We start from the raw sequence: 21,876 nt of genomic DNA, 5'->3' as shown, positions 1-21,876 counted from the left end.
ACGAGGCCAGCGACGACAAACCAGACGCCGCCGGCGATGGAAAATGTGCTTGCATCGGGATTGTCCGAGGTTGCTGGATCAAGGACTGCCGCTCCGATCCCGACCCCGAGGAGGTTCAATAGGAACTGCACCGCAAGCGCAACGGCAACACCCGCGAAGATCGAGCCCCAGGAGATTTTGTTGAGAGCCGCGGTTGCGGTTGTGCTTCCATAGGCAGTGTCGTGATTGAGACTCGTTGAGGTGGGTATGGTCATTGTGTGGTTCCTGCTTGTTCGTACCGGTTTCGTGAGTGGTGGTGAAACTCACCGGGGCCGCACAAGTTCCTCTCGCCGACGCAAGGTTTTTGTGACGCGAATGAAAGCAGCCTGTGTTTTCGAACTCAGTAAGTGCTCACAACGAGGCTGCGCCCGCCGTCCAAGCTTTGCGGTGGCCCTTGAGCAGGTTCGCCGCCATTACACGGCTCATGACAATGATGACAGGACGGGCGGTTCTGGCATCCGCAGCGGTGGCGTCGTCCTCCGCCCTTATACCAATTGTTGTCCGCCAGGTCGCCAATCGCGGCCTGCAATTTCATCCACCCAGCGGCGACCGCCCGATCCACGAGCAACAGGAATTCGCCCTCGATGGCTGCCTGGGCTTCAAGCTCCGGGTCTGCCGATCCTGCATTGGGAGCCTTAATCATTTGATTGTTCTCCGGTCATGTAACGTGGAGCCCAAAAAGTGGTGGTCACTACGCTCGATGCATTGGTCTGCGTGGCGAAGCGTCAAAGCATCTGCGAGATTTTTGCGGGCCTGTCGATATTGTTTTCCTGCAGTGTTCATCCACAACGTGAACGAGCTTGACGTGAATGCTATCGTGGCGATTACCGCTCGGATTATCTCCGCAGAAGCACCTTGCTTTATGTGAGCTTCTCAGCGATGGAACTTGGAAATCCCCAAGGCGTTGAAGGCCAGGCGCTGGACGACCTCATGGTGAAATTCGACAGCGGCTACATGCTGAGGGTTCATGAAACGGCCTCGAACATTTTGGTTTCCTAGGATCTGTGGCCCTCGGCCACGTCTATATTCTGGCGACGAATAAGGATGTCTGGAATAGCGTTGCCCAGGAGAATAGGGACGCAATTGGTCGCGCCACCGAAAAGTTCTATGGAACCCTGGCGCAGTTATGGCCAAAAAGCTTCGGCGAGCAACTGAAGGATTTCGCGAAAGCGGGCGCGACTGTACGGCGCCTCAGCACGAGGAGGTGGTGCGATTTGAAATCGCAACGAAGATAAAGACGTTCAGAACACCTGGGGAAAACCAGAGAACGCAGGGTTTAAAAGACGCCGCTGCCATCATCGGGGAGGTTACGTCAATCATGGTAGATTCGTGGGATGACGACGCCGGCGGCGCTACGGAACCGCTGCAACGTCCTTGCTTTACGCGCGCCTATGAAAACATCAGCATGCCATATGACTCGCGTCGCGACGGCACTCGCTAGTTGACTTCGCCGAAGAGAGATTGCATTCGCTCAACGGCGAAGCATCACACATCTGACATGGACCGCACCTTTTGGGCGCTGGCCAATCCCACCCGGTGCGGCGTCCTGCAGCGCCCGATGACGAACCTGGGCTTTCGGTCTTCGAGCTCGCCCGTCCTTTAGGATGCCAATTTTTAAATCATATCGAAGGTAAAACTCCCGGTCTCACATTGCGCTCGTGGTAGAGCATTTTCCAGTGCACGACATCGCGGGTGTTGTTCAAAGCGACCAAAAACCAACCGAGATGGACGGCGCCAACCGACAGCTTGATGGTTGTCACGGTTATACCAGAGAATTGCTGGAGCAGACACCTGGCTTCGTGATCGGGGACTTCAGATCCATCGACCTCGTAGACATAAGTTTCCTCGGCACCTGCCGTCAGGCTGGATAAAACTTCTGTCAATTGTCCATCGCTCACCAGTGCTGGCAGCGTCCGGGTGTCGCCTCCATATGCCTGAACGCGATGATAATCCCAGCCAAACGCCGGAGGCGGGGAATTGGTATCGGTGGATTTGGTGTACTGGCGAAGAGATACCGTTGATGTGCCCTTGGCTATATCGCCGATCATGGTGACTACTTTCATCCACTCCACCACGCGTTCAAACATACGTCAGTCTCCATTGTTCCGATGATGACTGTTTACTCATGAAGCAGGGTTTGGCAACTGGCGATGAAGGCAGAGGTGGCTCGGAATAACTGGACAAGGTCTAATGTACAGCGCGTCGAATCAAATTTCTAGGTTTCGGTCCTGCCGAAGGTCGCGTGCTAACAGTGTTGAAAGTTGCAGCTCTTAAAGGTTTGGCATTTTGCCCAACGGACTGTCAAAGTGTCGTTGGTCGATAAATCGTCTTTGATGCTGCGGATCGCCACATGTTCGAACGGATCATTGGCGACACCGAAAAGACTTTCTATTTCATCGGAATATTTATCGAGACGCGCGGCGATGTCTACGTCCTTTCCACGGAACCAAAGCATGGTATCGCCATGACTACAGTGACCACGAGCTAATGATTTGGGCAAAGCGGACCCGTGCGAGCGGAGCTGAGACGACATTGGTCTATTTCGATAATCGCGACGGCTACTCGATAAAAAACGCAAAGCGACTGGCGCAGCTTTTGAGGGCGTGACCCAACGATAATTTGCATCGGTGGGATAAACGCGGCAGCCAAATGTCTCGCCTATGACGTCCTCCGCCGGACTGTTTTTTTATGCGAGATTGTTACCGAATAATGGCGCCCGACTGGGAAAGCAAATGGCGCGCGGTGAAGAGATCAAGATGACCTCCACCGACGTTCTTGAACATCGTTATTTCTCCGTCACTGGCGCGACCAGAGTGTTTCCCTTGGCAGAGATCGAACAGGTCGGCGACGATCTGTTCGCGGGTTATCAGCCCACGGGAAAGTGGTTCTGCAACGTCGCCTGATCCTTCGCAGCCATTTTGAGTATCAACGAAAATACGGCCCGCGCGCTTGGCGACATCGTCGTCCGCTTCGCGCATCTCGGGCATATAAGCGCCGATCAGATCGACATGGCAGCCGGACTTGAGCAAGGCTCCCTTTACGATGGGTTCCGTCGCCATGGTTACGCAAGACACGATGTCAGCTTGCGCCAGGGCTTCGTTCAGATTCTCGACCGCTGAGATGTCGGCCGGCAGATGTTTCAGCCTTGCCGCAAGGTCGGTCGCTTTCTGCGGATTGCGGTTCCAGATCATCACCCGGCTGATTGATGGACGCACGGAAGTATGTGCCTCGATCACATGCGGCGCGAGACCGCCGGCGCCGATAACGACCAGTACTTCGGCGTCTTTCCGGGCCAGAAGATCGACGGCCAGTGCCGAGTCGGCCGCTGTCTTGCGGAAGGTGAGGGCGGAACCGTCGCAGGTCATCAGCGGCGCGCCCGTTTTGCCGCTGATCAGCGTGACCAGCCCCTGCACGGACGGCTCAGGAACCGGCAATGAAGAATTGTCCGGGAACACCCCAACGAGCTTGACGGCAATCACGTCTCCAGACGCCCAAGCGACTAGAGAGACGAATTTGTTGTCCTCATTGCCGGTGTCGCTCAGAACCTGTACACGGGACTGAGGCATCGTGGCATTGCGGTGGGCATAACGCAGGGCGTCGACGAGGCCGGGATAGTCGAGCAGGAGATGGACAGTATCGGCATTCAGATGCTGCATGGGACACTTTCAAAATTGAATGACAATGCTCAAAGTACGCGGGCCAGAAAAGATTTGGTGCGGGCGTGCTGCGGGTTAGACAGCACCTCTTTGGGCGGGCCTGCCTCAACGATGACGCCGCCGTCCATGAAAATCAGGTGATCGGCGACGTCACGGGCAAAGCTCATCTCATGTGTCACGACGACCATCGTCATGCCTTCCTCCGCGAGCTGGCGCATCACGGCCAGGACCTCACCAACCAGCTCCGGATCGAGTGCCGACGTCGGCTCGTCGAACAGCATCACCGCCGGCCGCATTGCCAGCGAGCGGGCGATTGCCACTCGCTGCTGCTGCCCGCCGGAAAGCTGTTTCGGAAAGTATTGGGCGCGGTCGCCAAGGCCAACCTTGTCGAGCAGCGCCATAGCCTCATCGACGGCTTCAGCTTTTTTGCGGCGCTGAACAATGATGGGGGCTTCGATGACGTTTTCAAGTGCCGTCTTATGCGGGAAGAGATTAAAGCTCTGGAACACCATGCCCATGCGCTGCCGCTGAGCTGCCAATTCGTTGAACGACATCTGGCGCAGGGTGTCGCCATGCCAGCGAATGCCCACCGGGTCACCATCGAGAAAGACGACGCCCGAATCCGGCACTTCGAGGTAGTTCAGACAACGCAACAGGGTGCTTTTGCCGGAGCCGGAGGGGCCGACAATGCAGGTTACGTCGCCGTGCTTGACGCTCATGTCGATGCTGTTGAGCACCCGATGTGTTCCGAAACTTTTGGAGAGGCGCTCAACATTGAGCAGCGGCATGACGGAATTCATACGGAGACCTCCGTGCGGCGCGGTGCCCAGAACTTGCTGCGGAACAGCGATGACAGCACAAGGCTAAGCTCAAGCGGTTTGCCGTCGTTCAGGCGGTGCTCGATGTAGTGCTCAACAAGGGTCAGGATTGTCGAAAGTACCAGATACCAGATCGTCGCAACAATCAGCAGCGGGATGGTCTGATACGTGCGCGAATAGATCATCTGTGCGGAATAAAGCAGATCCGGAAGAGCGAGTACGCTCACCAGCGAGGTAAATTTCAGCATCGAGATGGTGTCGTTGCCGATCGGGGGGATGACAATCTTCAAAGCCTGCGGCAACACGATGCGCCGCAGCGTCTGAGAGCGGGTCATGCCGAGTGTTGCCGCAGCTTCCGTTTGTCCAGTGTTGACGGCCTGAATGCCGGCGCGGATCATTTCGGCCGCATAGGCACTTTCCGTCAGGGCCAGACCGAGCACGGCTGCGCTGAACGGCGTGATAAGCGAATTCATGCTGGCGGACCAGAGTTCCGGCCCAAACGGAATGCCGATCGACACGGTTGGAATCAGGAGAGCCAGATTATACCAGAAGATCAGCTGGACGAGGGGCGGAACCCCTCGGAAAAACCAGATCCAGGCCCAACTCGCTGTCTGAAAAACGGGATTGCGCGACAATCGCATGATGGCAAGCACCACGCCGATGGCAAGCCCAATGACCATGGCGACGAAGGTGAGCAGCAACGTGCGCCCAAGACCTGCCAGGATTTCCGGGCTGAATATATAGTGTGCCACGACATCCCAATGTAGATTTTCATTGGTGACGAGCAGGCGAATGAACATGATCACCAAGATCAAGAGGGCAGCCCCGCCGATCCACCGGGACGGATGGCGCAGTGGCACCGGTTTCGTCAAGTGAATATCGGGACGTCCCGACGCCGGATTTTTGAGATCGTGAACCATTCGCACCTCTGGCAGAAAATGATCGAAGCCGCAGCGTGCGGCTCCGCGATGCTGAAGCGGACAGATCATCCGCGTTTACTTCGTGACAGGGTTTGCCTTGTTGACGAGCAATGCCTTGTCGAGCATGCCGGAACCATCGACACCCCATTTCGCCATCAGAGCCGTGTAGGTGCCGTCATCGATCATTGCCTGGAGCGCGTCCCTGAGAACTGGCCCAAGCGGATCGTCACGGCGCACGCCGATGCCGTTGAAGACGGCGTTGCTGGTCAGCTTCGATACACCGAAGCGGCCCGTCTGCTTGGCAAGATACTGCAATTTTGCTGAACCGGCAGCGACCATTTCGACACGACCGGACGAAACGGCAAGTTCCGCCGCGTTTTGCGTCGTGAACTGCTGCAAATCTATCGCCTTCGCCCCAGCCTTTACGCAGGTCTCGTCGCTAACCGTTGTCAGGTACTGGAAGTCCCAGGCGCCAGTGAGCACCGCGATGGAATGGCCGCAGAGATCCTTCTCCGACTGAATTTCGAAGCTCTTTTCCTTAAGGAAAGCATAGGCCGTTCCTTCCTTGCGCTGTGGTATGAAATCGAGAACCTCGAGCCGTTCCTCGGTAACGCCGAACGAGGAAAAGCCGGCATCAAAACGCTTGCTGGCCAGTCCCGGAATGATCGCATCAAAGCTGGTCGGCGTGAACTTGAATTCTATGCCGAGCTTTTCCGACATGGCCTTGGCCATATCGATGCTCCATCCCTTCAGCTCCCCATTTTCGACGAATTCATCCGGCGGCCAGTCGTTGAACGCGGCCACGTTGACGCCGTTCTTCTGGTATTCTGACGGAACTGCGTCACGCAAGTTCTCATCAACGCCTGCGGCATTGGCAGATGCCGCCATGGCGATGACCAGAACCGTTCCGGCAAGAAGCTTCCCGGCAAGTGCTTTGATTGTCATGTCATTCCCCTTTCTTGTTTTCATTTGCTCCTCCGGTCCGCGCGGGATCAGCGCAATCCCAAAATAGGCGATTGAACCCGTGCACCGATTGTGCGAACGTTCTCACAATAGAAGCATCTGTTTCTCGCATCCGTCAAGTGAGAAAGTTCGCGAATGGCAATTCAGCTGCAAAATCGAACCGAAAGGCCTGTCAAATATGGGCTTGGCGTTGTATCCGGAACGGGGCGACCGCGTCAGTCGTCTTCACTCTCGCCGGGGTCCGGCCGATTTTCAGCACCTAAGATGCTTATGCAGTCGAGTTCCGGGAAAGTGTAATGGCAAATAAGCGTGCTGATAAAGTGACTATCACCGAAGTTGCCAAGCGGGCTGGGGTTAGCACCGCAACGGCAGGCCGCGTTCTGGGCGGTTACGGGTATACAAGCGAGGAGAACAAGGAAAAGGTGCGCCGCAGCGCCGAGGCATTAGGGTATCGTCCCAATCTTCTTGCCCGAAGCTTAATTACCGGCAAGACCAAGACGATCGGCGTCGTCGCGGGCGATATCCAGAGCCCGTTCTATGCCAGCATCTTGCGCGGCATTGCCGACGTTGCCCGGGCACAAGGCTTTGGAGTGTTGCTTACAAATAGCGACGAGCTGCTGGACCGCGAACTGGAGGCCGTGCAGTTGCTGCTCGAGAAACAGATCGACGGGCTGATCGTCGCGCCTTGCGACACATCCGGTTCGCAGCACCTCCACGCCGCGGTGGCCTCGGGTTGCCCGATTGTCCAGATCGACCGACGCGTCAAAGGGCTTTCCGCCGATTCTGTGACGCTCGATAACCGCGGCGCCGCAAGCGAGAGCATCGCGCAATTGTTGGCAGCAGGCCATCGTCGGATCGGCATGGTAGCCGAGCTGGAGCGCTGGGAATTTGGCGACATGGAAAGCTTCATCGATCGCGTCATCGAAGGATCGATTGATCCTGCCAGCCTTTTTCCCAGCTGGCAGCGTCTATTCGGCTATATTGAAGCGCACCGAGCGGCCGGGCTTGCCATTGACCGCAGCCTGATCGGCCGGGTGGGCACCTATTCCGTGAAAGCGGCGAGAACGGCAGCGATGGAACTCCTAACCCGCGCCGACAGGCCGACAGCGCTGTTTACCGCAGACGGGCTGATGTCGGCTGTGGCGATGGATGCGATCACCACGCTCGACCTACAGATTCCAACTGACCTGTCATTGATCTGCTTCGATGACCTCGACTGGATGAGCTTCCTGAAGCCGGGCATCACGGCTATCGCCCAGCCGCTGATGGAAATGGGAGAGGCCGCCGCCCGCCTTATTCTCGCGCGCATCAGTGGGCAAGGCGGCGAAGAACAGCATCAGGTGCTGAAGCACACGCTGGCGCTGCGCGGCTCGGTCATGGAGCCTCAGGCCAAAAGGACCTGAAGCTCCGGCACATCGCCCGACAGTGAGATCGGCGCGCCATAGCCGACGGCGCCGAAATAGCGGCAGGTCTCGGCGGCTGCGGCTGTGGCTTGCGACAACAGAACCGGAGGCGTCTCGCCGGCGACCAGCCCGTAGAGCGTGCGCGCGATGAACGTGTCGCCGGCACCGAGCGTATCGACCACTTCAGCGGGGGCTGCTGGAACCTCGAACAGGCCTTCTGCTCCGAGAAGCATCGCGCCTTCGCTACCGCGTGTCACCAGAACCCATCTGGCCCCACCCTCACGCAGTTCGGCTGCCACGGCGAGTGCCTCATCGCGCGCCAAGTCGCCGCCGGAGACCGATGCCAGGAAACAAAGGGGGGCAATCGCACGGCGATGATCCTGATCGCGGCGGGTCGAGAAATCATAGGACAGCAATGTCTGTGCCGCCGCCGCACCAACATGCGCGTCCAGCCCGCTCGATTGCCCGATATGCACGGCTGCAAAATCCTTGAGAAACGCGATATCATCATCGACCGGTGAGAACATCGACACGCCGAGATCCGCGCGCACGAAGACGCGGTCGGCATCGCGATGGCCGATGACGCAATAGGCAGTGGGTCCACTAAGTATGCGCAGCCGCGTCAGTTCCACGCCCTCATTGAGTAGTGCTGTCTCTATGACCTTGCCGGCTGCGTCCTGGCCGATGGCCCCGATATAGGCTGAGCGTCCGCCAAAACGCCGGATGAACACGGAAACGTTGAGGCAGTTTCCACCGGGAAACATCGTGCCTTTTGAGATGTAGCAGTCAACGACATTGTCTCCCATCGCAGCAATTTTGATCATCTGTAGTCTTTCCGATTGACAAGTTGTGAGAACGTTCGCACATTGGAGAAAAGCTGTCAACGGACGACGAAGTTGCTTGGCAGCGGGATATCATTCACAGCGCCTTGACAGCGCAAAGACCCTAAGAGGACACCATGAAGACTGCCGTTAATCCAGATATCGCCAAGGCGCTCGAGGTGCTGGCAAAAAAGCCTGTATCCCAAGTCTTTCTCGTCGCCTGCGGTGGTTCGCTCTCGATCATGCATCCCGGAAAGTATTTTCTCGATCGCCATTCCAGAACCATCACGTCGGATGTCTACAACGGCGATGAATTCGTGTGCCGCGACCCGATGAAGCTGGATGACCATGCCGTCGTCATCTTGTGCTCGCAGACGGGAACAACCCACGAGACTGCGCGCGCCGCTAAACACGCCAAGGCAAAGGGAGCAACTGTGATCGCGATGACGCTCGATCCCGCGTCGCCGCTCGCCGATGCGGCGGATTTCGTGCTGCAATACCAGGCGTCCTACACGACAGGCGTAGCCATCGATGCCGCCGACAGCAATTACGGCGTGCTCTACATGTTGCTTGCCGGCCTAGTAAAGATTGCCGACGGAACCGACCATCTGCCGTCTCTGCTAAAGAGCCTCGGCAACCTCCAGCCTGCCATCGAGAAAGCGCATGTTCAGTATGCCGATCTGTTCACGACCTTCGCAGAGCGTTTCAAGGATCGCGATGTGATCTATACGACAGCGAGCGGCGCGAACTATGGGGCCGCCTATTCCTTCGCAATCTGCGTCTTGATGGAAATGCAATGGATCAATTCGCAGGCGATCCATGCCAACGAATTTTTCCACGGACCGTTCGAAGTCGTCGACAAGAATGCCTGCTTCATTACGATGGTCGGCCTTGACGAGACACGCCGTTTGGAAGAGCGCGCGCGCGATTTCCTCTATCGCTTCGGAGATAAAGACAACATCCTGGTGCTAGACGCCAAGGATTTGGATCTCGCGGGTATCGCCGAACAATTCCAGGGTTATCTCGTGCCCCTAATCTTCTTCGACGCGCTCTGGAAGTTCGCCTACAAGCTAGCGGCGCACCGAAACCAGACCATGCTGGAAGCTCGCCGCTATATGAAGAAGATCAACGACTACTGATCGCATAATCCGGCAGGCGTACTGTCTGCCGGATGTCTCCCAAGTGCTGATCCAGCGGCCTGCCTTTTCAGTCCGAGGATGGCTCCGTTCGGCTGCTCCCGGCGAGCTTGTTTGAAGGTGGCCCAACGGAGCCGCGTTCGATGATCGATGTTGGTAATACCAGCCGTTCGGGTGATCGCGTTTCGCCCTTCAGGCGGCGAATCAGCAGTTCCGCGACACTTTTGCCAAGCTCATAGACCGGCTGATCGACGACGGTGATCGGTGGACTGGTGACGCTCGTCCAATCGGCGTCGTGGAAGGTGATCAGCGAAATATCTTCAGGCATGCTCAGGCCAAGCGCTTGGATGACTTTGACGATCTCCAACCCAATAAGGCTGTCGGAGGCGAGGATGGCCGTCGGCCGGTCGGGCGGCGAGAGCAGCCTTGTCGCGATCCGGCGCGTCTCCTCGGGGCTGGTCGCGCCGAGCCGGACATGGCGGTTCGGATCGGTGATGCCCGTATCGTGGCAGACTGCGAGAAAGCCCTCGATACGCTCGCGCACCGTTGAAGTGTAGATCTGCGTCAGATCGCGAAATTCATGTCCCTCCGCATCGACGGCGGTGACATAGGCGATATTGCGATGACCAGCATCGACGAGAATCCGGGTAGCACGCATGGCGACGTCGCGGTCGTCGACTGTGACCGTATCGACATCCAGATCGGGCAGGGCGCGGTCGAGCAGGGCGAGCGGCCTGCCCGAGCGATGGATGTCGCGTAGGTGCGATACATCGCGCGATTCCGATGGTGTAACAATGAGCCCATCGACGCGCTTGCCGATCAGCAGCCGGACCGCTGCTTTTTCTACTTCGATCTGTTCGCTGGAATTGGCAAGGATGACGTTGAACCCAGCGGCGCGTGCCGCGTCGCTGATGCCGCGCACAGCAAGGCTGAAGAAGGGATTTTCAATATCGCCGACCACGACGCCGATGATGCCGGACTTGCCGGTCGTCATGCTGCGGGCGAGCTCATTTGGCCGGTAGTCCAGGGCTTTGGCCGCCGCCAAGACGTCTTCATGCACCTTGTCGCTGACGGTGCCGTAGCCGCCGAGTACGCGTGCTGCCGTCGCCTTCGAGACATTTGCCTGTCTGGCTACATCGCTGACGGTCACGGAACGGGATTTGGTGGTTGTTTTTTTCATCTTGGCAAGGACTACAAGAGTTGTTGACGGAAGGTCAATGTCACGATAACAATTATCACTGAGACCGGTCTCAAGCAATATGAGACCGGTCTCTTTTGGAAGAATAAAGCTTGGAACGATGCGGCTACCGACTTTGTCCGTCCTGCTGCCGCCGCCGCTGGGGCGTCTCTACAGGGCTTTGGAAATTCGCCGTTTTCCCTTGAATACCGAAAAAGAACAAACTTTCAGAGTGGAGAGAAGACATGAGCAAGATAGGAATTCTCAAGTTGTTGATGTCGCCGGTCCGGAACGGTGCAATGGCTCTTTTGATTACATGCGCAGGCTTCAGTGCCCAGGCCGTAGCCGCCGATGACAACCCCTATGGGCTGATCGACGCCAAGGTCATCAGCGTTGGCACGATGGGTGATGCCAAGCCCTATGCGTTCACGCAGGCCGATGGGACGTTTACAGGCTTCGACATCGAGTTTTTCCTGAACGTCGCGGGCCGCCTCGGCTTTAAGCCGGAACAGGTGATCTTTACAGGTCAGGAATTCTCGGCGCTGATGCCGTCCGTTGCCAACGAACGTTTCGACGTCGCCGTCGCCGCCATCGGCACGACGGAAGCGCGCAAGAAGACGGTCGATTTCTCCGATGGGTATCTTGCCGGTTATCTTTCGGTGTTGACTGCCGATAAGGCGATCCCCGATGCGGCCGGCCTCAAAGGAAAGCGTCTCGGTGTCGTGCAGGGTACGCTGCAGGAAATCTATGCTGCGAAGAACTTTACCGGCTCGGATCTCGTCAAGTTTCCCGATAACAACTCGGCTGTCTCGGGCCTGAACAACGGCACCGTCGATGCGCATTTCCTCGATTATGAGGCCGCAAAGGAATATAGTGTTCGTTACCCGGATCTGAAAATCGCGGTGAACATTCCGTCCTTCGACGCTCCCGCGGGCTTTGTCCTGCGCAAAGGCAACGATAAGCTGCGTGGAGCGCTGAACACCGCGCTACATGCCGCCATGCAGGATGGCACCTGGAAGACGCTTTACGAAAAATGGTTCCCGGGTTCGCCGATGCCGGATGACTATCTCCCCAAGAAGTGACCGCAACGGCCGCCGGCGATCTTTGCCGGTGGCCGAACGACACGCTGAAATGCCGCAGAACGAATGGCAGCTAGCGCAAATCGAAAAGGGGACAGAATGAACTGGCTTGAAAACCTGCGCCGCAGCTTCCTCGACTGGCAGGCAATGGCAGATGTCCTGCCGAGCATGATCACTATCGGCTTAAAGAACACGCTAATCCTGGCAGCTGCTTCCACGGTTCTGGGCGTACTTCTCGGCATGGTGCTGGCCGTCATGAGCATTTCGCCATCGCGCTGGCTGCGTATTCCAGCGCGGATCTATACGGACATCTTTCGCGGCCTGCCGGCCATTGTCACAATTCTGTTGATCGGGCAGGGGTTCGCTCGCGTGGGTCGCGAGATCTTCGGGCCGTCGCCTTATCCGCTTGGTATCCTGGCACTCAGCCTGATTGCCGGAGCCTATATCGGCGAGATCTTCCGATCCGGCATTCAAAGCGTCGAGCGCGGTCAGATGGAAGCCTGCCGGGCGCTAAGCATGAGCTACGGGCAGGGCATGCGCCTGATCATCATCCCGCAAGGCATCCGGCGCGTGCTGCCGGCGCTGGTCAACCAGTTCATCGGCAACGTCAAGGATTCGAGCCTTGTGTATTTCCTCGGCCTTCTGGCTTCCGAGCGCGAAATTTTCCGCGTTGGCCAGGATCAGGCCGTCGTGACCGGCAATCTTTCGCCGCTTCTTCTCGCTGGCGTGTTCTATCTCGTCATTACCGTGCCTTTGACCCATGTGGTCAACTACATCGACAACACATTGAGGCTGGGCAAACACAGGGCAAGCACGGTGACCAGCGGCCTAGCCGAGGTGAGCGAACTCGCCGGCGGTACACCTTCGGTGGCCGAAGCGCCGGCAGAGTTGGGCTTCAAGGGCGGCAGCCTGGCAATCAGAAAGCTCGACATGGCCTATGGCGAGCTTCAGGTGCTCAAGGGTGTCGATCTGACGGTCGAGCCGGGCACCGTCACCTGCGTCATAGGCCCGTCAGGCTCCGGAAAATCGACACTGCTACGCTGCCTCAACAGGCTGGTGGAACCCAAGGGTGGAGACGTGCTGCTCGACGGCGACAGCATCCTGGCAATGAGGCCGGAAAAACTGCGCCGCAGGGTCGGCATGGTGTTCCAGCATTTCAATTTGTTCCCGGATCACACGGCGCTCGAAAACGTCATGCTGTCGCTGACCAAGATCAAGGGCATGGCGAAGCAGGAGGCTGAGCGGATTGCAGAAGCGCGGCTCGCCGATGTCGGGCTAGCCGCCCGCGCTCATCATCGTCCGGGCGGGCTTTCCGGCGGCCAGCAGCAGCGCGTGGCGATCGCCCGGGCGCTTGCGATGGATCCGGAAGTCATCCTGTTCGACGAGGTGACGAGCGCGCTCGATCCGGAACTGGTGAAGGGCGTCCTAAACCTCATGGCGGACCTTGGTCGGCGCGGCATGACAATGGTGATTGTTACGCATGAGATGGGCTTTGCCCGTAAGGTCGCCGATCAGGTGGTCTTCATGGATGAAGGGCGCGTTATAGAGGCCGGTACGCCTGCCGCCATCTTCGATCATCCGCAAAGCGACCGGTTGAAACACTTCCTCGCCGAGGTGCTGTAGCCAGCGCCTTCTTCTGCTCGTTGCACTCATGGAGCTGGCATTGTCAGCCCCGTCAGACATACAAAACTTCCATCCAGTGAAAGATTCTATCATGGCATCATCTTCTTCCGTCTCAACGGTCGTCGTCGTCGGTGGCGGCATCTTCGGGGTTTCCACCGCCGTCCATCTTGCGCGGCGCGGCATCGCGACCATGCTTGTCAACGACGGTCCGCTAGCTGGCGGCGCGTCGGGACGTTCGCTCGCCTGGCTCAACAGTTCCCGCAAGCGCTCGCCGGAATATCAGCAGTTGCGCATGGTCGGCATCGATCGCTACCGGACGCTGTCTGTGAAATATCCGGATGCCGACTGGCTTCGGTTCGATGGCGGCCTGACCTGGGATGCCGATGATGCGTCCAACGAGATCGCTGCCGTTTTCGCCCATGAACAGGATCTCGGTTACGACGCGCTGCATCTATCCGCCGACAAGATTGCTTCAGTCACGCCGGGGATTGATGCAAGCACGGTCACGCCACAGGGTGCGATCTTCAATCCCGGCGAAGGCTGGGTCGACCTCCCTTCGCTGATTAAGATTCTTGTTGCGGAGTTCACCTTGCGTGGAGGAAAGGTCGTCACCGATGCCGGCCGCGCCGCGGTCACGATCGAGGATGGCCGTGCAACTGGAGTAGAAACAACCAGCGGTCGACGTTTCGACGCCGATGCGGTTCTTTTGGCAACCGGAGGCGCCGTGCCGGCCATGGTTGCCGAAAGCGGACAGCATATCGCCGACGCAACCCCGATTGCGTTGCTTGTTCATACCAAGCCCGTTCACCTGCCGCTGAAGGCCGTGCTGAACACCCCCCGCGTTGCGATCCGCCCGACGCCGGATGGCGCATTGGCACTCGATTCCGCTTGGTCGGAAGAAGAGGTCGTCGTCAAAGCGGACGGGACCTACGAGATCAAGGATTCGACGATACAGGGACTACTCGCGGAAGCCTCAAAAATCCTTGAAGGCAATCCCAAGCTCGAATTTTCAAGCTATGGCGTCGGCCCGAAACCTATCCCCGGTGACGGCGAACCGGTGTTTGGCGCGTTGGAGGGTATCAAGGGCTACTACGTGGCTTTTAGTCACAGCGGGGCAACTCTTGGTCTCATTGCCGGTGAACTTCTTGCGGGTGAAATCGCCAATGGCACGGCGCATCCATTGCTCGCCCGGTTCCGCCCGGACCGCTTTTCCTGAGGACAAGGGATGGCCGGGTCAACTTCGAGAGGCAGCCTTACGGCTGGGTCGTCATCGCCGAGGACGAGGCGCCCATGGCTGCGCCCCTCGCGTCCTTGGTCCTAGATCAGATTTGCTAAGGGGACGATCACCAGTCTGTGGCGCGCAGCTCGGCCATAAGACGCGGTCCAAGCTGCTGGCCGTGACACCGCAAAAATTCAATCAGGCGGCGCGCATCTGTTTGACGGTTTGCGCGGGTTGGCTGTTACCCAGTTGGAACTGCGAAATCAGCTCGTGGAATTGCGGCTTTCGTCGGCAAGCGTTGCACTTGCCGCATTGGTTTCCTCGACCATCGCCGCATTTTGTTGTGTCACTTGATCCATCTGGTTCACTGCCGTATTCACCTCCGCCAACCCAAGCGACTGCTCACGCGAGACGTCGCAATGGCGTCCATATGCTGGTTGATAGTGACCACATACTTCTCGATGGTTTTCAGGGCGTCGCCGGTCTCGCGAACGAGTTTTACTCGGCCAGTTCCTTGTTGGCGGCGAGCGATGAGCGGAAGGATGAAATGTGCTCGGTCAAGTCGGGTTTGACGTCCTTGAAGTCGATATCGGCGGTTGGATCTTGCGCAAGCATCGCCGAAAGTACGTCCGCGCGGAGGGCATCGTGCATCATATCCGCCTGCATCGGATTGGGCTGGGTATTGCTTGGAACGCCGAGGATCCTACGACGTCCCGCAACGACATTGTCGATATCGCGATCACTCGCCCGGCAAGTGCGCTAGCCCCAATGATTGGCCACTATGGACAACTCCATCCGATGAACCGGATATTGGTGTTTCACCGAGCGTCTCTCGAGGACGCAAATAACATATGTACCACGAGGTATTTTAAGCCTTGAGGAACTTCCTGTTGAGCAATCAGTTGCTGGCCACATATTGGATCACCGGAGGCAACAAAATGACCAAGGCCACGCTCTTGATTATCGCGCTAGCTGCCCTGTTTCTTGGGGGGCTCGCTTACCAGTTCATTCTTCATCCAAACCCCTACACAGGTAAGTCCCCGATTGATGAAAATGCTGTGACTGATCACGCCCCGTAGTTCGGAGGCCGGCATGACAACAAGCGCGAAAATCGCGATTGCGGTGGCTGCCGTTACTGTCACTGCAATACTGCTTGAGCCTTTTTGGCCTATAATTAGAGCAATCCAGTAACGGCTTTCTCAGCCGATTCCGATGAAGCCGCGCATTGGTTCCGGGATGATTTCGCCCCTTGCGGCTGGGGTCCTGCTGGTCTTGATCGCCGTCAGTCGTACCGCTTCGATCCGCAGGGGGGCGATCGGCGTTCTGCCCTCCGGCATGCTGAACGACGGAGCCACTGGCCTAGCGGACCTTAAGCGGTCCGGTGGCGTCACCATCGTTCCGAGCCCGCTAAACGCTGCCGAGAGCGAAATACTATGCAGGGCCCGGCTTGGCAAGCGACTTGATTGCCGCGCATCCAGGTGAAGCCCGGATCCTGTCCTACCGTATCCTCTCCTATGAACGGGAAGACGATGGCTTCAAACCTGTGGATGCCTATCCCCGGCTGTCGCTTGCCTGTATTTCTACGCACGACCACCAGACTTTGGCCGGCAGGTGGCGAAGCGCCGATAGCAAGGCGCGCGCGGAACATGGGATTGTTCCTGCTGGTGTGAGTGAGACGCACATCGAAGCACGCCAACACGAAGGCGTCCTGAAACTCGCGCTTGACGCATCGGGAGCAGAGCCGCTGGCCCGCCTGCCACCCGCGCAGGAGAGAGGCGCCCCCCCTAGTACCACCGACAGCTATCCCAATTGGAAGCCTAAGCTAACTGTATCGATTGAAGACTTGGAAGATTTGTTGCTAGTCCGCGAAATCTCTGAAGCAATGAGGCATGAGCGATCCGGGGGGGTGTGACACGCCACTTTGAAATGCGCCGTGCGTCGATTGTCAAACCGTTGTCGCGCCGGGACGTTGGCCCGAACTTATCGCAGACGCCGCCCGAACGGACATGAATATAGCCCCGCTTCAGGATTTTGACCGAAGTCTTCCGACATGCCGTTTGACTGCAGGCTGCCGACCGGTGTGAAGCAGGGCGCCGGTTGGCGAAAGCAAGCTTAACTGTGGCCTCAATCGCCGTTGATGACTGTCCAGAGCTGATAACGGGCGCGGTTTACACGACTTTTTATCGTGCCAATGGCGCATCCACACTTTCGGGCGGCGTCTTCGTAACTGAGGCAATCGATGAATATTAGCTCGATTGCCAACCTGTGGTCCGGAGAAAGAGTCGAAAGAGCCACCTCCAGCTCGCGGCCACGAAGTCTCCATTCCTGAACAGCGGGAACGCCGAGATGTAAAGCCGCATCATCAGCAAGACCAACATGCTCTCGTTTGTTGAGGCCGAACTTGGTGCAGAAGGTATTGCGCATGATTGTGAACAGCCAGGATCGCAACTGTGTTCCGCCCCGGAACCTATGTGCGTTGGAAATGCCTTTTACCAAGGTTTCCTGCACGAGGTCGTCGATGTCGCTCGGCGAAGAGTGAAACCGTCGCGCAAAGTTCCGCAAAGAGGGAACATGCTCAAGGAGTTCGCTTTCTGAAAAGCCTGTCAGCAGGTCCTGTTGCATTTGGGTCCTCTCTCCTTGATCATTCCCAACCTCCCAGAGGCGATAACGTTCCGCCGGTCCTCACGAACATCGCGATGAAAGGCGGGAGCTAAGCCCCACTGGCGGTCGCAGCCGAGCAATTGAATAGAGGGAGTGCCGCAATGAACAAATCGCGCATTCTTGGGTTAACTCTCAAGCGAGGTGGTTTGGCCGGCGAGCATTTTCCAGATGACGAAGGCCGGGCAAGCAACGCCCAGCCTTCGAACATTCAGAACGCGCGCGCAGATAGATCAAAGGTTACCCCCGCTTGAGTTTTCTCCACCCTTTTTACCGGCTTCCGAGGAACGTTCCGGATCGTTTTTGAAATTGCCACCGGAGGCTTTGCCGCCTTCGCTTGCAATTTCCTTCTGCTTGTCCTCATCCATCGACGCAAAGCCGCGCTTGGACGTGTCGCCGCCGGACTGATTTCCACCCTGATTTGCCATTGTATTTCTCCTCTTCGGGGTTGATTCCCCGTTCACCCAACCCTTGAATTCCCGAAGAGTTTCATGTTCGTACTGAAGCGTACGCTCGGTCTAGCTTCGCTCGACATCGTTCCACAACGGGTGCGGCGCAAACGTGTTCTGTCGAAGGATGTCGGGTTTGAGTCACCGCACGCGCTGGGATAAGACTGGTATCGGCGATGCGTCACGACGTTGTATCTATAAGCCGCCTCCATCGCCTGAAGTGGCATGAACGCGCCCTCAGGTGCGCTGAGGTCGGGCACATGGCGCCGTCGTCCGTTCTACTGGGATGCGGGAATGACCGATTGAGTATCAACTTTCCTTGGAAGGTCTATCCTGGTGAGTATTATCCCATTCGAGAGCTATGCTGCCCTGCTCCGCCTTGTAAAAATATTGAGAACACACCAGCCACCCCTTTAACGGTCGAAGCAGTAGTAGCGATCCCATCAAGGTCAGTGGAACGGTGACGAAACATGCATCCGTAGGCGTGGTTCATATGCAAACTGGAACCACAAAGCGAAAGCCAAGGCCGGGACTGCGACGATGGTCATCGCGAAGAAAGCCGGTCCGTCAGCGGGGTCCGCGAAGGAATAATCCAGCCCGCAAGCGTCGCATCTCGGGGCAAGCTTCAACAAACCGACGAACAGAAGTCCCCGTTGGCATCGGGGGCAGAGATCTCTGATCCCAGTAAGGGCCGGATTTGACGGTGTTTGGCTATTCTCCGGCATAAAATCCTGCTGAGTTGGTGGCGCCGCTATCAAGCGAACCATGGTCAAAGAAAGAGGTTCCCGTCAGATGGATAGTAAGGGATCAGCACCATGGCGACCAAGTTTCGTCTGTCGTCCCTGATCGCGGCCGGATTGATGTTGAGGATTGTTTCAGCGCGGGCTGCCGCCGATCGACGTTCCTGCCCTTTATGCAACCGAATGTCAGATTGTGTTCATAGCCGCTACGTTAACGCCAGCGCGGCGTTCTTCGACGTCTTGCGCAAATCCATACGAATGGGTGCTACGACGATCAACCCTGCGCTACTCACTTGCGCTGAACGATGGCCGCCCTGCTGTTAGCGCTGCCGGGGTGCGCCGCATCAACTCGATCCGTTAGTCCTGCGGTTTGACCGCAGATCGCCACGATTGATTCCGCCCTACTACAGAAGTGCGACCTTCCAGTCGATCTCGGCACGAATGCGTTGGCACAGGCGCAGCTTGAAAAACTCTGGTTCCGACCGTAAACGCCTGTTGACCTGTTATCGCCGCCATCTGGCGCTGCGTGACGTGGTTGTGGCGCGCTGTAGGCCTGAGAGGTGATCCATGAGCGGCGCGATTACGTGGGAGCAGATCCTATTCTTCTTTGGTCTGCTGAGCCTTGTTGCTGGCGTCTGGTGGCGCGTGGAAGGTGAGATCGAAAAGGGCAAATCAGAGGCTTCGACGGTCGTAGCGGCGGCCTCGGCTCTGTCTGCGTTGAATCGGCTGGCCGAACACAGGCTTATTGCGCAGAGACCTATATTACCAAGGCCGGCATGCGCGAAAGCACCAAATGATCATGGAAGCGCTTCAGGGCGTCAAGCGGCCGTCGACCACATGGCGCTACGCGTGGACCGCGTTGTCGAGAACCTGGCCAGCAAGCCAAGGCCACGCGCAGTTTAGCGAATCATGATATTCTGCCGCCGAAAGTGGCGGACCATTAGCCCGCTTGCCTGACCGGCGAGTGGGCTTGTTGATTGGTCGCGATCACAGCAATATCGTCGCCATAAAAAGTCCGACTACTACAATATAGGCGAGGATGGTTCCCAAAAATCGGGCCATTCCCACGTTAGTGTCAGTATGTCCCAACCAGGCGAACCACCAGTTAGGTCCCTGATCACCGTCAGACATTTCATATCCTCCCGATCGCTAGGCTTCAACGTGAGCAGTTGTCACCTCTTGGCTGCGAATAAAGGCATTTCGCTCGCCATTGTCCGCCTCGTTCTCGTCAGGATGAAGCTGGTGTGCGTACATAATCCGCAGATTTTTCAGGACTTCCTCCATGGCGCCGATCGTTTCCATAGTGCCCCACCCGTTGGTCGTTGCACGATCAATTATGACCTGCAGAGATCCGTCAACCTCTTCCTGACAGAGTAGATGTCGGTCCTCGTGGGTGACCGGAAGTTTAGGGGTATTGATCATCGTGGTTCCTCCTATCGCGGGGAACCATGGCGAACTCCAATTGTTCCATGGAGGCGCTAAAGCGCTCACCTCGTGGCCGTTGGTTTTTACTTTGGTCATGCAATCGCCTCCCGCAATGCGAGCGCAGCAATCGAATTCTTGATTGCGTTCACCAGGATTTTGGGCTGGCACGGTTTACTCACCCACACTCCACGAATGAAAATCGGATCGATTTCGTCCTGGGTAGACCCAGAGCAGACAATAAATGGGATGGAATCTTGGTGGAGACGCGATGCCACCCCAGTGCAGGATCCATCTTTCAGACAGATGTCCAGGATCGCTGCATCAGGGGAATGATCTGCGAGCCAAGCCGACGCCTCCGAGCAGGAATAAAAAATGTGGGTCGTAAAACCCGCGTTTTTAAGTATTTGTTCGAAGTCCATCGCGATCATCGGCTTATCCTCAACGATCAGGATAAGATTAGCATTGGCTTCATTAATATTTAATCGCTCGTGATGAGGCATGGCTCTGCTCCAATAGGGTGGGCAAGAGCAGATTGTCTCTTAAACAGTCACAGCCGAGAAAGGGATGTAGTGGGACCGGTATGGTCAATAATACACCACAACCACTCAAGAGACTAATTGAATCCCCACGTTTCAAATGGGCCACTGCGGTGCTGATGACCCCGCAAAAGCGGGGCGAAGTTGACCTTGTGCCGAGGAGGGGCACCGGCGAATACGGAACTAAGGTATGGCTGCTTTGTTCCGACGAATACGTCGGTTGGAAGCAAAAACGATCTTGAAGGATTTCTCAGGGCAGATAAAATCTCCCGATGTTCTGGAAGAAAAAGCCCAAGGCCGTAAAAGTTCTGCGATCAAGCATTGTGATGATTTCGGAGAAGCCGGACTTGGGCATGCTGACGATCCAGACGGATCGAAATCAGGTTCGCCTGATAATGGACGAAGCGAATGCTCGGCAGCTCACGGAAGAGTGCCTAAACCTTCTGGGCTACCCAGCATCGATGAATTAGGGTCAGCACCACATCTTCGTTCAATCTAAAACTTCTGCGAAGCCGATCGCGGCATCGGAGGTCCGGCTTGCTACAGGGCTCGTATCGCGTCGATGAGACGCTCGGGATCAGTTGGCTTTCCAAGGTTTACGACGTCAGCAAGGAGGGGATGCCAAGCCAGCCCGCGTGTGTCCCTCGCCGAAGCTAGGACATACGGCACTCCTAGCTCCTTAAGGTGGAATGCGACCGGAGCAGCGTTTTCAGGACCTAGATTGACATCCAATACCGCGGCATCGGGGCGTTCGTTGTCAATCAAGTCAATCGCCTGCGATACTGAACCAACCGGGCCAAGCACCCGAAACCCGCCTTTTTCGAGGACGTCTTGCAGGTGCAGCGCGATAAACAATTCGTCTTCAACGACCAAGACGGAGCGCCTGCGCTCTGTAGTTCCGCGGGAAGTCCCCGTCATGTTCCCTCACAGCAATACATTCATCAGCAAAATACATCAGATCGCAAATGGGTTCCACAATCCAATATGTTCCGTGCACCGGCTGTTTCCTCCTCGATCGAAGATTCGCCAGATTTTGTCGTTTGGTCAGCATGGCGTATTCTTTTTGGATGGACGCCGATATCGAAACCGAAATCGAAATGGTCAGACGTCACGTGCTCCGTGGTGAGACCATTGTTGTGAAGCAGCATATGCTCATACAGCGTCTCAGAAACTTGGGCATTTCGACCGTCGAGGCTGAGCGACTTCTGGATACC

25 protein-coding genes and 3 pseudogenes are annotated in these 21,876 nt (G+C 57.0%); 11 read left to right on the top strand and 17 right to left on the bottom strand.

Annotation, left to right across the window (positions count from 1 at the left end; all coding sequences use genetic code 11):
- A pseudogene (locus tag ACP7BS_RS29265) lies at positions 1-254 on the bottom strand (PhnA-like protein); the annotation flags it as partial.
- Positions 255-1,165: 911 nt separating this feature from the next.
- Here ACP7BS_RS29265 and ACP7BS_RS29260 point away from each other — a divergent pair.
- Positions 1,166-1,480: a hypothetical protein gene (locus ACP7BS_RS29260; RefSeq protein ID WP_426240894.1), complete on the top strand. Its 315-nt coding sequence runs from the start codon at positions 1,166-1,168 to the stop codon at positions 1,478-1,480.
- Between the two features lie 178 nt (positions 1,481-1,658).
- Here ACP7BS_RS29260 and ACP7BS_RS29255 read toward each other — a convergent pair whose 3' ends face one another.
- Entirely contained in the window at positions 1,659-2,126 is a 468-nt protein-coding gene (locus ACP7BS_RS29255; protein ID WP_426232249.1) for a hypothetical protein, read from the bottom strand.
- Positions 2,127-2,442: 316 nt separating this feature from the next.
- On the opposite strand from ACP7BS_RS29255, the gene ACP7BS_RS29250 reads away from it, so the two are divergent.
- On the top strand, positions 2,443-2,646 hold the full coding sequence (locus tag ACP7BS_RS29250; protein ID WP_426232269.1) for a DUF72 domain-containing protein: 204 nt from the start codon (positions 2,443-2,445) through the stop codon (positions 2,644-2,646).
- 92 nt (positions 2,647-2,738) lie between these two features.
- On the opposite strand, the gene ACP7BS_RS29245 is transcribed toward ACP7BS_RS29250, so the two are convergent.
- From ACP7BS_RS29245 to ACP7BS_RS29230, 4 genes are all read right to left on the bottom strand, one after another.
- Complete coding sequence (locus tag ACP7BS_RS29245; protein WP_426240893.1) at positions 2,739-3,695, bottom strand: ornithine cyclodeaminase family protein; 957 nt, start codon at positions 3,693-3,695, stop codon at positions 2,739-2,741.
- Between the two features lie 29 nt (positions 3,696-3,724).
- Positions 3,725-4,495: an amino acid ABC transporter ATP-binding protein gene (locus ACP7BS_RS29240; protein WP_426240892.1), complete on the bottom strand. Its 771-nt coding sequence runs from the start codon at positions 4,493-4,495 to the stop codon at positions 3,725-3,727.
- On the bottom strand, positions 4,492-5,433 hold the full coding sequence (locus ACP7BS_RS29235; protein WP_426232246.1) for an amino acid ABC transporter permease: 942 nt from the start codon (positions 5,431-5,433) through the stop codon (positions 4,492-4,494). Before ACP7BS_RS29235 ends, ACP7BS_RS29240 begins: the two co-directional genes overlap by 4 nt.
- Before the next feature lie 75 nt (positions 5,434-5,508).
- Positions 5,509-6,378 carry an ABC transporter substrate-binding protein gene (locus ACP7BS_RS29230; protein WP_426240891.1) on the bottom strand — a complete coding sequence of 290 codons (870 nt, stop codon included), beginning with the start codon at positions 6,376-6,378 and terminating at the stop codon, positions 5,509-5,511.
- Between the two features lie 314 nt (positions 6,379-6,692).
- Between ACP7BS_RS29230 and ACP7BS_RS29225 the strand changes: the two genes are divergently transcribed.
- A complete protein-coding gene (locus tag ACP7BS_RS29225; RefSeq protein ID WP_426240890.1) occupies positions 6,693-7,799 on the top strand; it encodes a LacI family DNA-binding transcriptional regulator in 1,107 nt (368 codons plus the stop codon).
- On the opposite strand, the gene ACP7BS_RS29220 is transcribed toward ACP7BS_RS29225, so the two are convergent.
- Positions 7,781-8,623 (bottom strand): PfkB family carbohydrate kinase, encoded by an 843-nt coding sequence (locus tag ACP7BS_RS29220; protein ID WP_426232242.1) that lies wholly within the window; start codon positions 8,621-8,623, stop codon positions 7,781-7,783. The genes ACP7BS_RS29225 and ACP7BS_RS29220 overlap by 19 nt on opposite strands.
- Before the next feature lie 134 nt (positions 8,624-8,757).
- Between ACP7BS_RS29220 and ACP7BS_RS29215 the strand changes: the two genes are divergently transcribed.
- A complete protein-coding gene (locus tag ACP7BS_RS29215; RefSeq protein ID WP_426240889.1) occupies positions 8,758-9,759 on the top strand; it encodes an SIS domain-containing protein in 1,002 nt (333 codons plus the stop codon).
- Positions 9,760-9,826: 67 nt separating this feature from the next.
- On the opposite strand, the gene ACP7BS_RS29210 is transcribed toward ACP7BS_RS29215, so the two are convergent.
- A complete protein-coding gene (locus tag ACP7BS_RS29210; protein WP_426232240.1) occupies positions 9,827-10,936 on the bottom strand; it encodes a LacI family DNA-binding transcriptional regulator in 1,110 nt (369 codons plus the stop codon).
- Between the two features lie 242 nt (positions 10,937-11,178).
- On the opposite strand from ACP7BS_RS29210, the gene ACP7BS_RS29205 reads away from it, so the two are divergent.
- The 3 genes from ACP7BS_RS29205 to ACP7BS_RS29195 all read left to right on the top strand — a co-directional run bounded on the left by ACP7BS_RS29205 (position 11,179) and on the right by ACP7BS_RS29195 (position 14,851).
- A complete protein-coding gene (locus tag ACP7BS_RS29205) occupies positions 11,179-12,015 on the top strand; it encodes an ABC transporter substrate-binding protein (RefSeq protein ID WP_426232239.1) in 837 nt (278 codons plus the stop codon).
- Between the two features lie 96 nt (positions 12,016-12,111).
- Positions 12,112-13,635 (top strand): amino acid ABC transporter permease/ATP-binding protein, encoded by a 1,524-nt coding sequence (locus ACP7BS_RS29200; RefSeq protein ID WP_426232238.1) that lies wholly within the window; start codon positions 12,112-12,114, stop codon positions 13,633-13,635.
- Between the two features lie 91 nt (positions 13,636-13,726).
- Positions 13,727-14,851 carry an NAD(P)/FAD-dependent oxidoreductase gene (locus tag ACP7BS_RS29195; RefSeq protein ID WP_426232237.1) on the top strand — a complete coding sequence of 375 codons (1,125 nt, stop codon included), beginning with the start codon at positions 13,727-13,729 and terminating at the stop codon, positions 14,849-14,851.
- 201 nt (positions 14,852-15,052) lie between these two features.
- Here ACP7BS_RS29195 and ACP7BS_RS29190 read toward each other — a convergent pair.
- Together ACP7BS_RS29190 and ACP7BS_RS29185 are read right to left on the bottom strand one after the other, a co-directional pair.
- Positions 15,053-15,356: pseudogene (locus ACP7BS_RS29190) on the bottom strand (methyl-accepting chemotaxis protein); the annotation flags it as partial.
- Positions 15,353-15,505 carry a hypothetical protein gene (locus ACP7BS_RS29185; RefSeq protein WP_426232236.1) on the bottom strand — a complete coding sequence of 51 codons (153 nt, stop codon included), beginning with the start codon at positions 15,503-15,505 and terminating at the stop codon, positions 15,353-15,355. The pseudogene ACP7BS_RS29190 and the gene ACP7BS_RS29185, both read right to left, overlap by 4 nt.
- 239 nt (positions 15,506-15,744) lie before the next feature.
- Here ACP7BS_RS29185 and ACP7BS_RS29180 point away from each other — a divergent pair, with 239 nt between their 5' ends.
- From ACP7BS_RS29180 to ACP7BS_RS29170, 3 genes are all read left to right on the top strand, one after another.
- Positions 15,745-15,933 carry a hypothetical protein gene (locus ACP7BS_RS29180; protein ID WP_426232235.1) on the top strand — a complete coding sequence of 63 codons (189 nt, stop codon included), beginning with the start codon at positions 15,745-15,747 and terminating at the stop codon, positions 15,931-15,933.
- A gap of 133 nt (positions 15,934-16,066) precedes the next feature.
- Positions 16,067-16,336: a chemotaxis protein CheB gene (locus ACP7BS_RS29175; RefSeq protein ID WP_426240888.1), complete on the top strand. Its 270-nt coding sequence runs from the start codon at positions 16,067-16,069 to the stop codon at positions 16,334-16,336.
- Positions 16,302-16,766, top strand: coding sequence for a 4-alpha-glucanotransferase (locus ACP7BS_RS29170; protein ID WP_426240887.1), 465 nt, complete (start codon positions 16,302-16,304; stop codon positions 16,764-16,766). The genes ACP7BS_RS29175 and ACP7BS_RS29170 overlap by 35 nt, the downstream gene beginning before the upstream one ends.
- Positions 16,767-16,978: 212 nt before the next feature.
- Here the strand turns inward: ACP7BS_RS29170 and ACP7BS_RS29165 are convergent, their stop codons facing one another.
- The 5 genes and pseudogenes from ACP7BS_RS29165 to ACP7BS_RS29145 form a co-directional block, all read right to left on the bottom strand.
- Positions 16,979-17,476: a sigma-70 family RNA polymerase sigma factor gene (locus tag ACP7BS_RS29165; RefSeq protein ID WP_426232232.1), complete on the bottom strand. Its 498-nt coding sequence runs from the start codon at positions 17,474-17,476 to the stop codon at positions 16,979-16,981.
- Between the two features lie 269 nt (positions 17,477-17,745).
- The gene (locus ACP7BS_RS29160) at positions 17,746-17,940 is read right to left on the bottom strand and encodes a general stress protein (RefSeq protein ID WP_426232231.1); all 195 of its coding nucleotides are present in this window, start codon (positions 17,938-17,940) and stop codon (positions 17,746-17,748) included.
- 330 nt (positions 17,941-18,270) lie between these two features.
- Positions 18,271-18,686, bottom strand: a pseudogene (locus ACP7BS_RS29155) (DUF983 domain-containing protein).
- Between the two features lie 1,164 nt (positions 18,687-19,850).
- The gene (locus tag ACP7BS_RS29150; protein WP_426232230.1) at positions 19,851-20,222 is read right to left on the bottom strand and encodes a hypothetical protein; all 372 of its coding nucleotides are present in this window, start codon (positions 20,220-20,222) and stop codon (positions 19,851-19,853) included.
- Positions 20,219-20,626, bottom strand: a complete 408-nt coding sequence (locus tag ACP7BS_RS29145) for a response regulator (RefSeq protein WP_426240886.1) — start codon at positions 20,624-20,626, stop codon at positions 20,219-20,221. The genes ACP7BS_RS29150 and ACP7BS_RS29145 overlap by 4 nt, the downstream gene beginning before the upstream one ends.
- Before the next feature lie 226 nt (positions 20,627-20,852).
- On the opposite strand from ACP7BS_RS29145, the gene ACP7BS_RS29140 reads away from it, so the two are divergent.
- Complete coding sequence (locus ACP7BS_RS29140) at positions 20,853-21,161, top strand: hypothetical protein (RefSeq protein ID WP_426240885.1); 309 nt, start codon at positions 20,853-20,855, stop codon at positions 21,159-21,161.
- Between the two features lie 41 nt (positions 21,162-21,202).
- On the opposite strand, the gene ACP7BS_RS29135 is transcribed toward ACP7BS_RS29140, so the two are convergent.
- Together ACP7BS_RS29135 and ACP7BS_RS29130 are read right to left on the bottom strand one after the other, a co-directional pair.
- On the bottom strand, positions 21,203-21,535 hold the full coding sequence (locus tag ACP7BS_RS29135; RefSeq protein WP_426232227.1) for a response regulator: 333 nt from the start codon (positions 21,533-21,535) through the stop codon (positions 21,203-21,205).
- 68 nt (positions 21,536-21,603) lie between these two features.
- Positions 21,604-21,876: hypothetical protein (locus ACP7BS_RS29130; RefSeq protein WP_426240884.1), on the bottom strand; the 273-nt coding region annotated here is incomplete at its 5' end.

Origin of the sequence: Pararhizobium sp. DWP1-1-3, assembly GCF_049896125.1 — a bacterium.
GTDB lineage: Bacteria > Pseudomonadota > Alphaproteobacteria > Rhizobiales > Rhizobiaceae > Pararhizobium.
This window is presented reverse-complemented; position numbering and strand designations above follow the sequence as displayed.

Coding starts and splice junctions, on each gene's coding strand:
- ACP7BS_RS29260 (WP_426240894.1), top strand. CDS start 1,166: ATGGCCAAAAAGCTTCGGCGAGCAACTGAAGGATTTCGCGAAAGCGGG.
- ACP7BS_RS29255 (WP_426232249.1), bottom strand. CDS start 2,126: ATGTTTGAACGCGTGGTGGAGTGGATGAAAGTAGTCACCATGATCGGC.
- ACP7BS_RS29245 (WP_426240893.1), bottom strand. CDS start 3,695: ATGCAGCATCTGAATGCCGATACTGTCCATCTCCTGCTCGACTATCCC.
- ACP7BS_RS29240 (WP_426240892.1), bottom strand. CDS start 4,495: ATGAATTCCGTCATGCCGCTGCTCAATGTTGAGCGCCTCTCCAAAAGT.
- ACP7BS_RS29235 (WP_426232246.1), bottom strand. CDS start 5,433: ATGGTTCACGATCTCAAAAATCCGGCGTCGGGACGTCCCGATATTCAC.
- ACP7BS_RS29230 (WP_426240891.1), bottom strand. CDS start 6,378: ATGACAATCAAAGCACTTGCCGGGAAGCTTCTTGCCGGAACGGTTCTG.
- ACP7BS_RS29225 (WP_426240890.1), top strand. CDS start 6,693: ATGGCAAATAAGCGTGCTGATAAAGTGACTATCACCGAAGTTGCCAAG.
- ACP7BS_RS29220 (WP_426232242.1), bottom strand. CDS start 8,623: ATGATCAAAATTGCTGCGATGGGAGACAATGTCGTTGACTGCTACATC.
- ACP7BS_RS29215 (WP_426240889.1), top strand. CDS start 8,758: ATGAAGACTGCCGTTAATCCAGATATCGCCAAGGCGCTCGAGGTGCTG.
- ACP7BS_RS29210 (WP_426232240.1), bottom strand. CDS start 10,936: ATGAAAAAAACAACCACCAAATCCCGTTCCGTGACCGTCAGCGATGTA.
- ACP7BS_RS29205 (WP_426232239.1), top strand. CDS start 11,179: ATGAGCAAGATAGGAATTCTCAAGTTGTTGATGTCGCCGGTCCGGAAC.
- ACP7BS_RS29200 (WP_426232238.1), top strand. CDS start 12,112: ATGAACTGGCTTGAAAACCTGCGCCGCAGCTTCCTCGACTGGCAGGCA.
- ACP7BS_RS29195 (WP_426232237.1), top strand. CDS start 13,727: ATGGCATCATCTTCTTCCGTCTCAACGGTCGTCGTCGTCGGTGGCGGC.
- ACP7BS_RS29185 (WP_426232236.1), bottom strand. CDS start 15,505: ATGCACGATGCCCTCCGCGCGGACGTACTTTCGGCGATGCTTGCGCAA.
- ACP7BS_RS29175 (WP_426240888.1), top strand. CDS start 16,067: ATGAAGCCGCGCATTGGTTCCGGGATGATTTCGCCCCTTGCGGCTGGG.
- ACP7BS_RS29165 (WP_426232232.1), bottom strand. CDS start 17,476: ATGCAACAGGACCTGCTGACAGGCTTTTCAGAAAGCGAACTCCTTGAG.
- ACP7BS_RS29160 (WP_426232231.1), bottom strand. CDS start 17,940: ATGGCAAATCAGGGTGGAAATCAGTCCGGCGGCGACACGTCCAAGCGC.
- ACP7BS_RS29150 (WP_426232230.1), bottom strand. CDS start 20,222: ATGACCAAAGTAAAAACCAACGGCCACGAGGTGAGCGCTTTAGCGCCT.
- ACP7BS_RS29145 (WP_426240886.1), bottom strand. CDS start 20,626: ATGCCTCATCACGAGCGATTAAATATTAATGAAGCCAATGCTAATCTT.
- ACP7BS_RS29140 (WP_426240885.1), top strand. CDS start 20,853: ATGGCTGCTTTGTTCCGACGAATACGTCGGTTGGAAGCAAAAACGATC.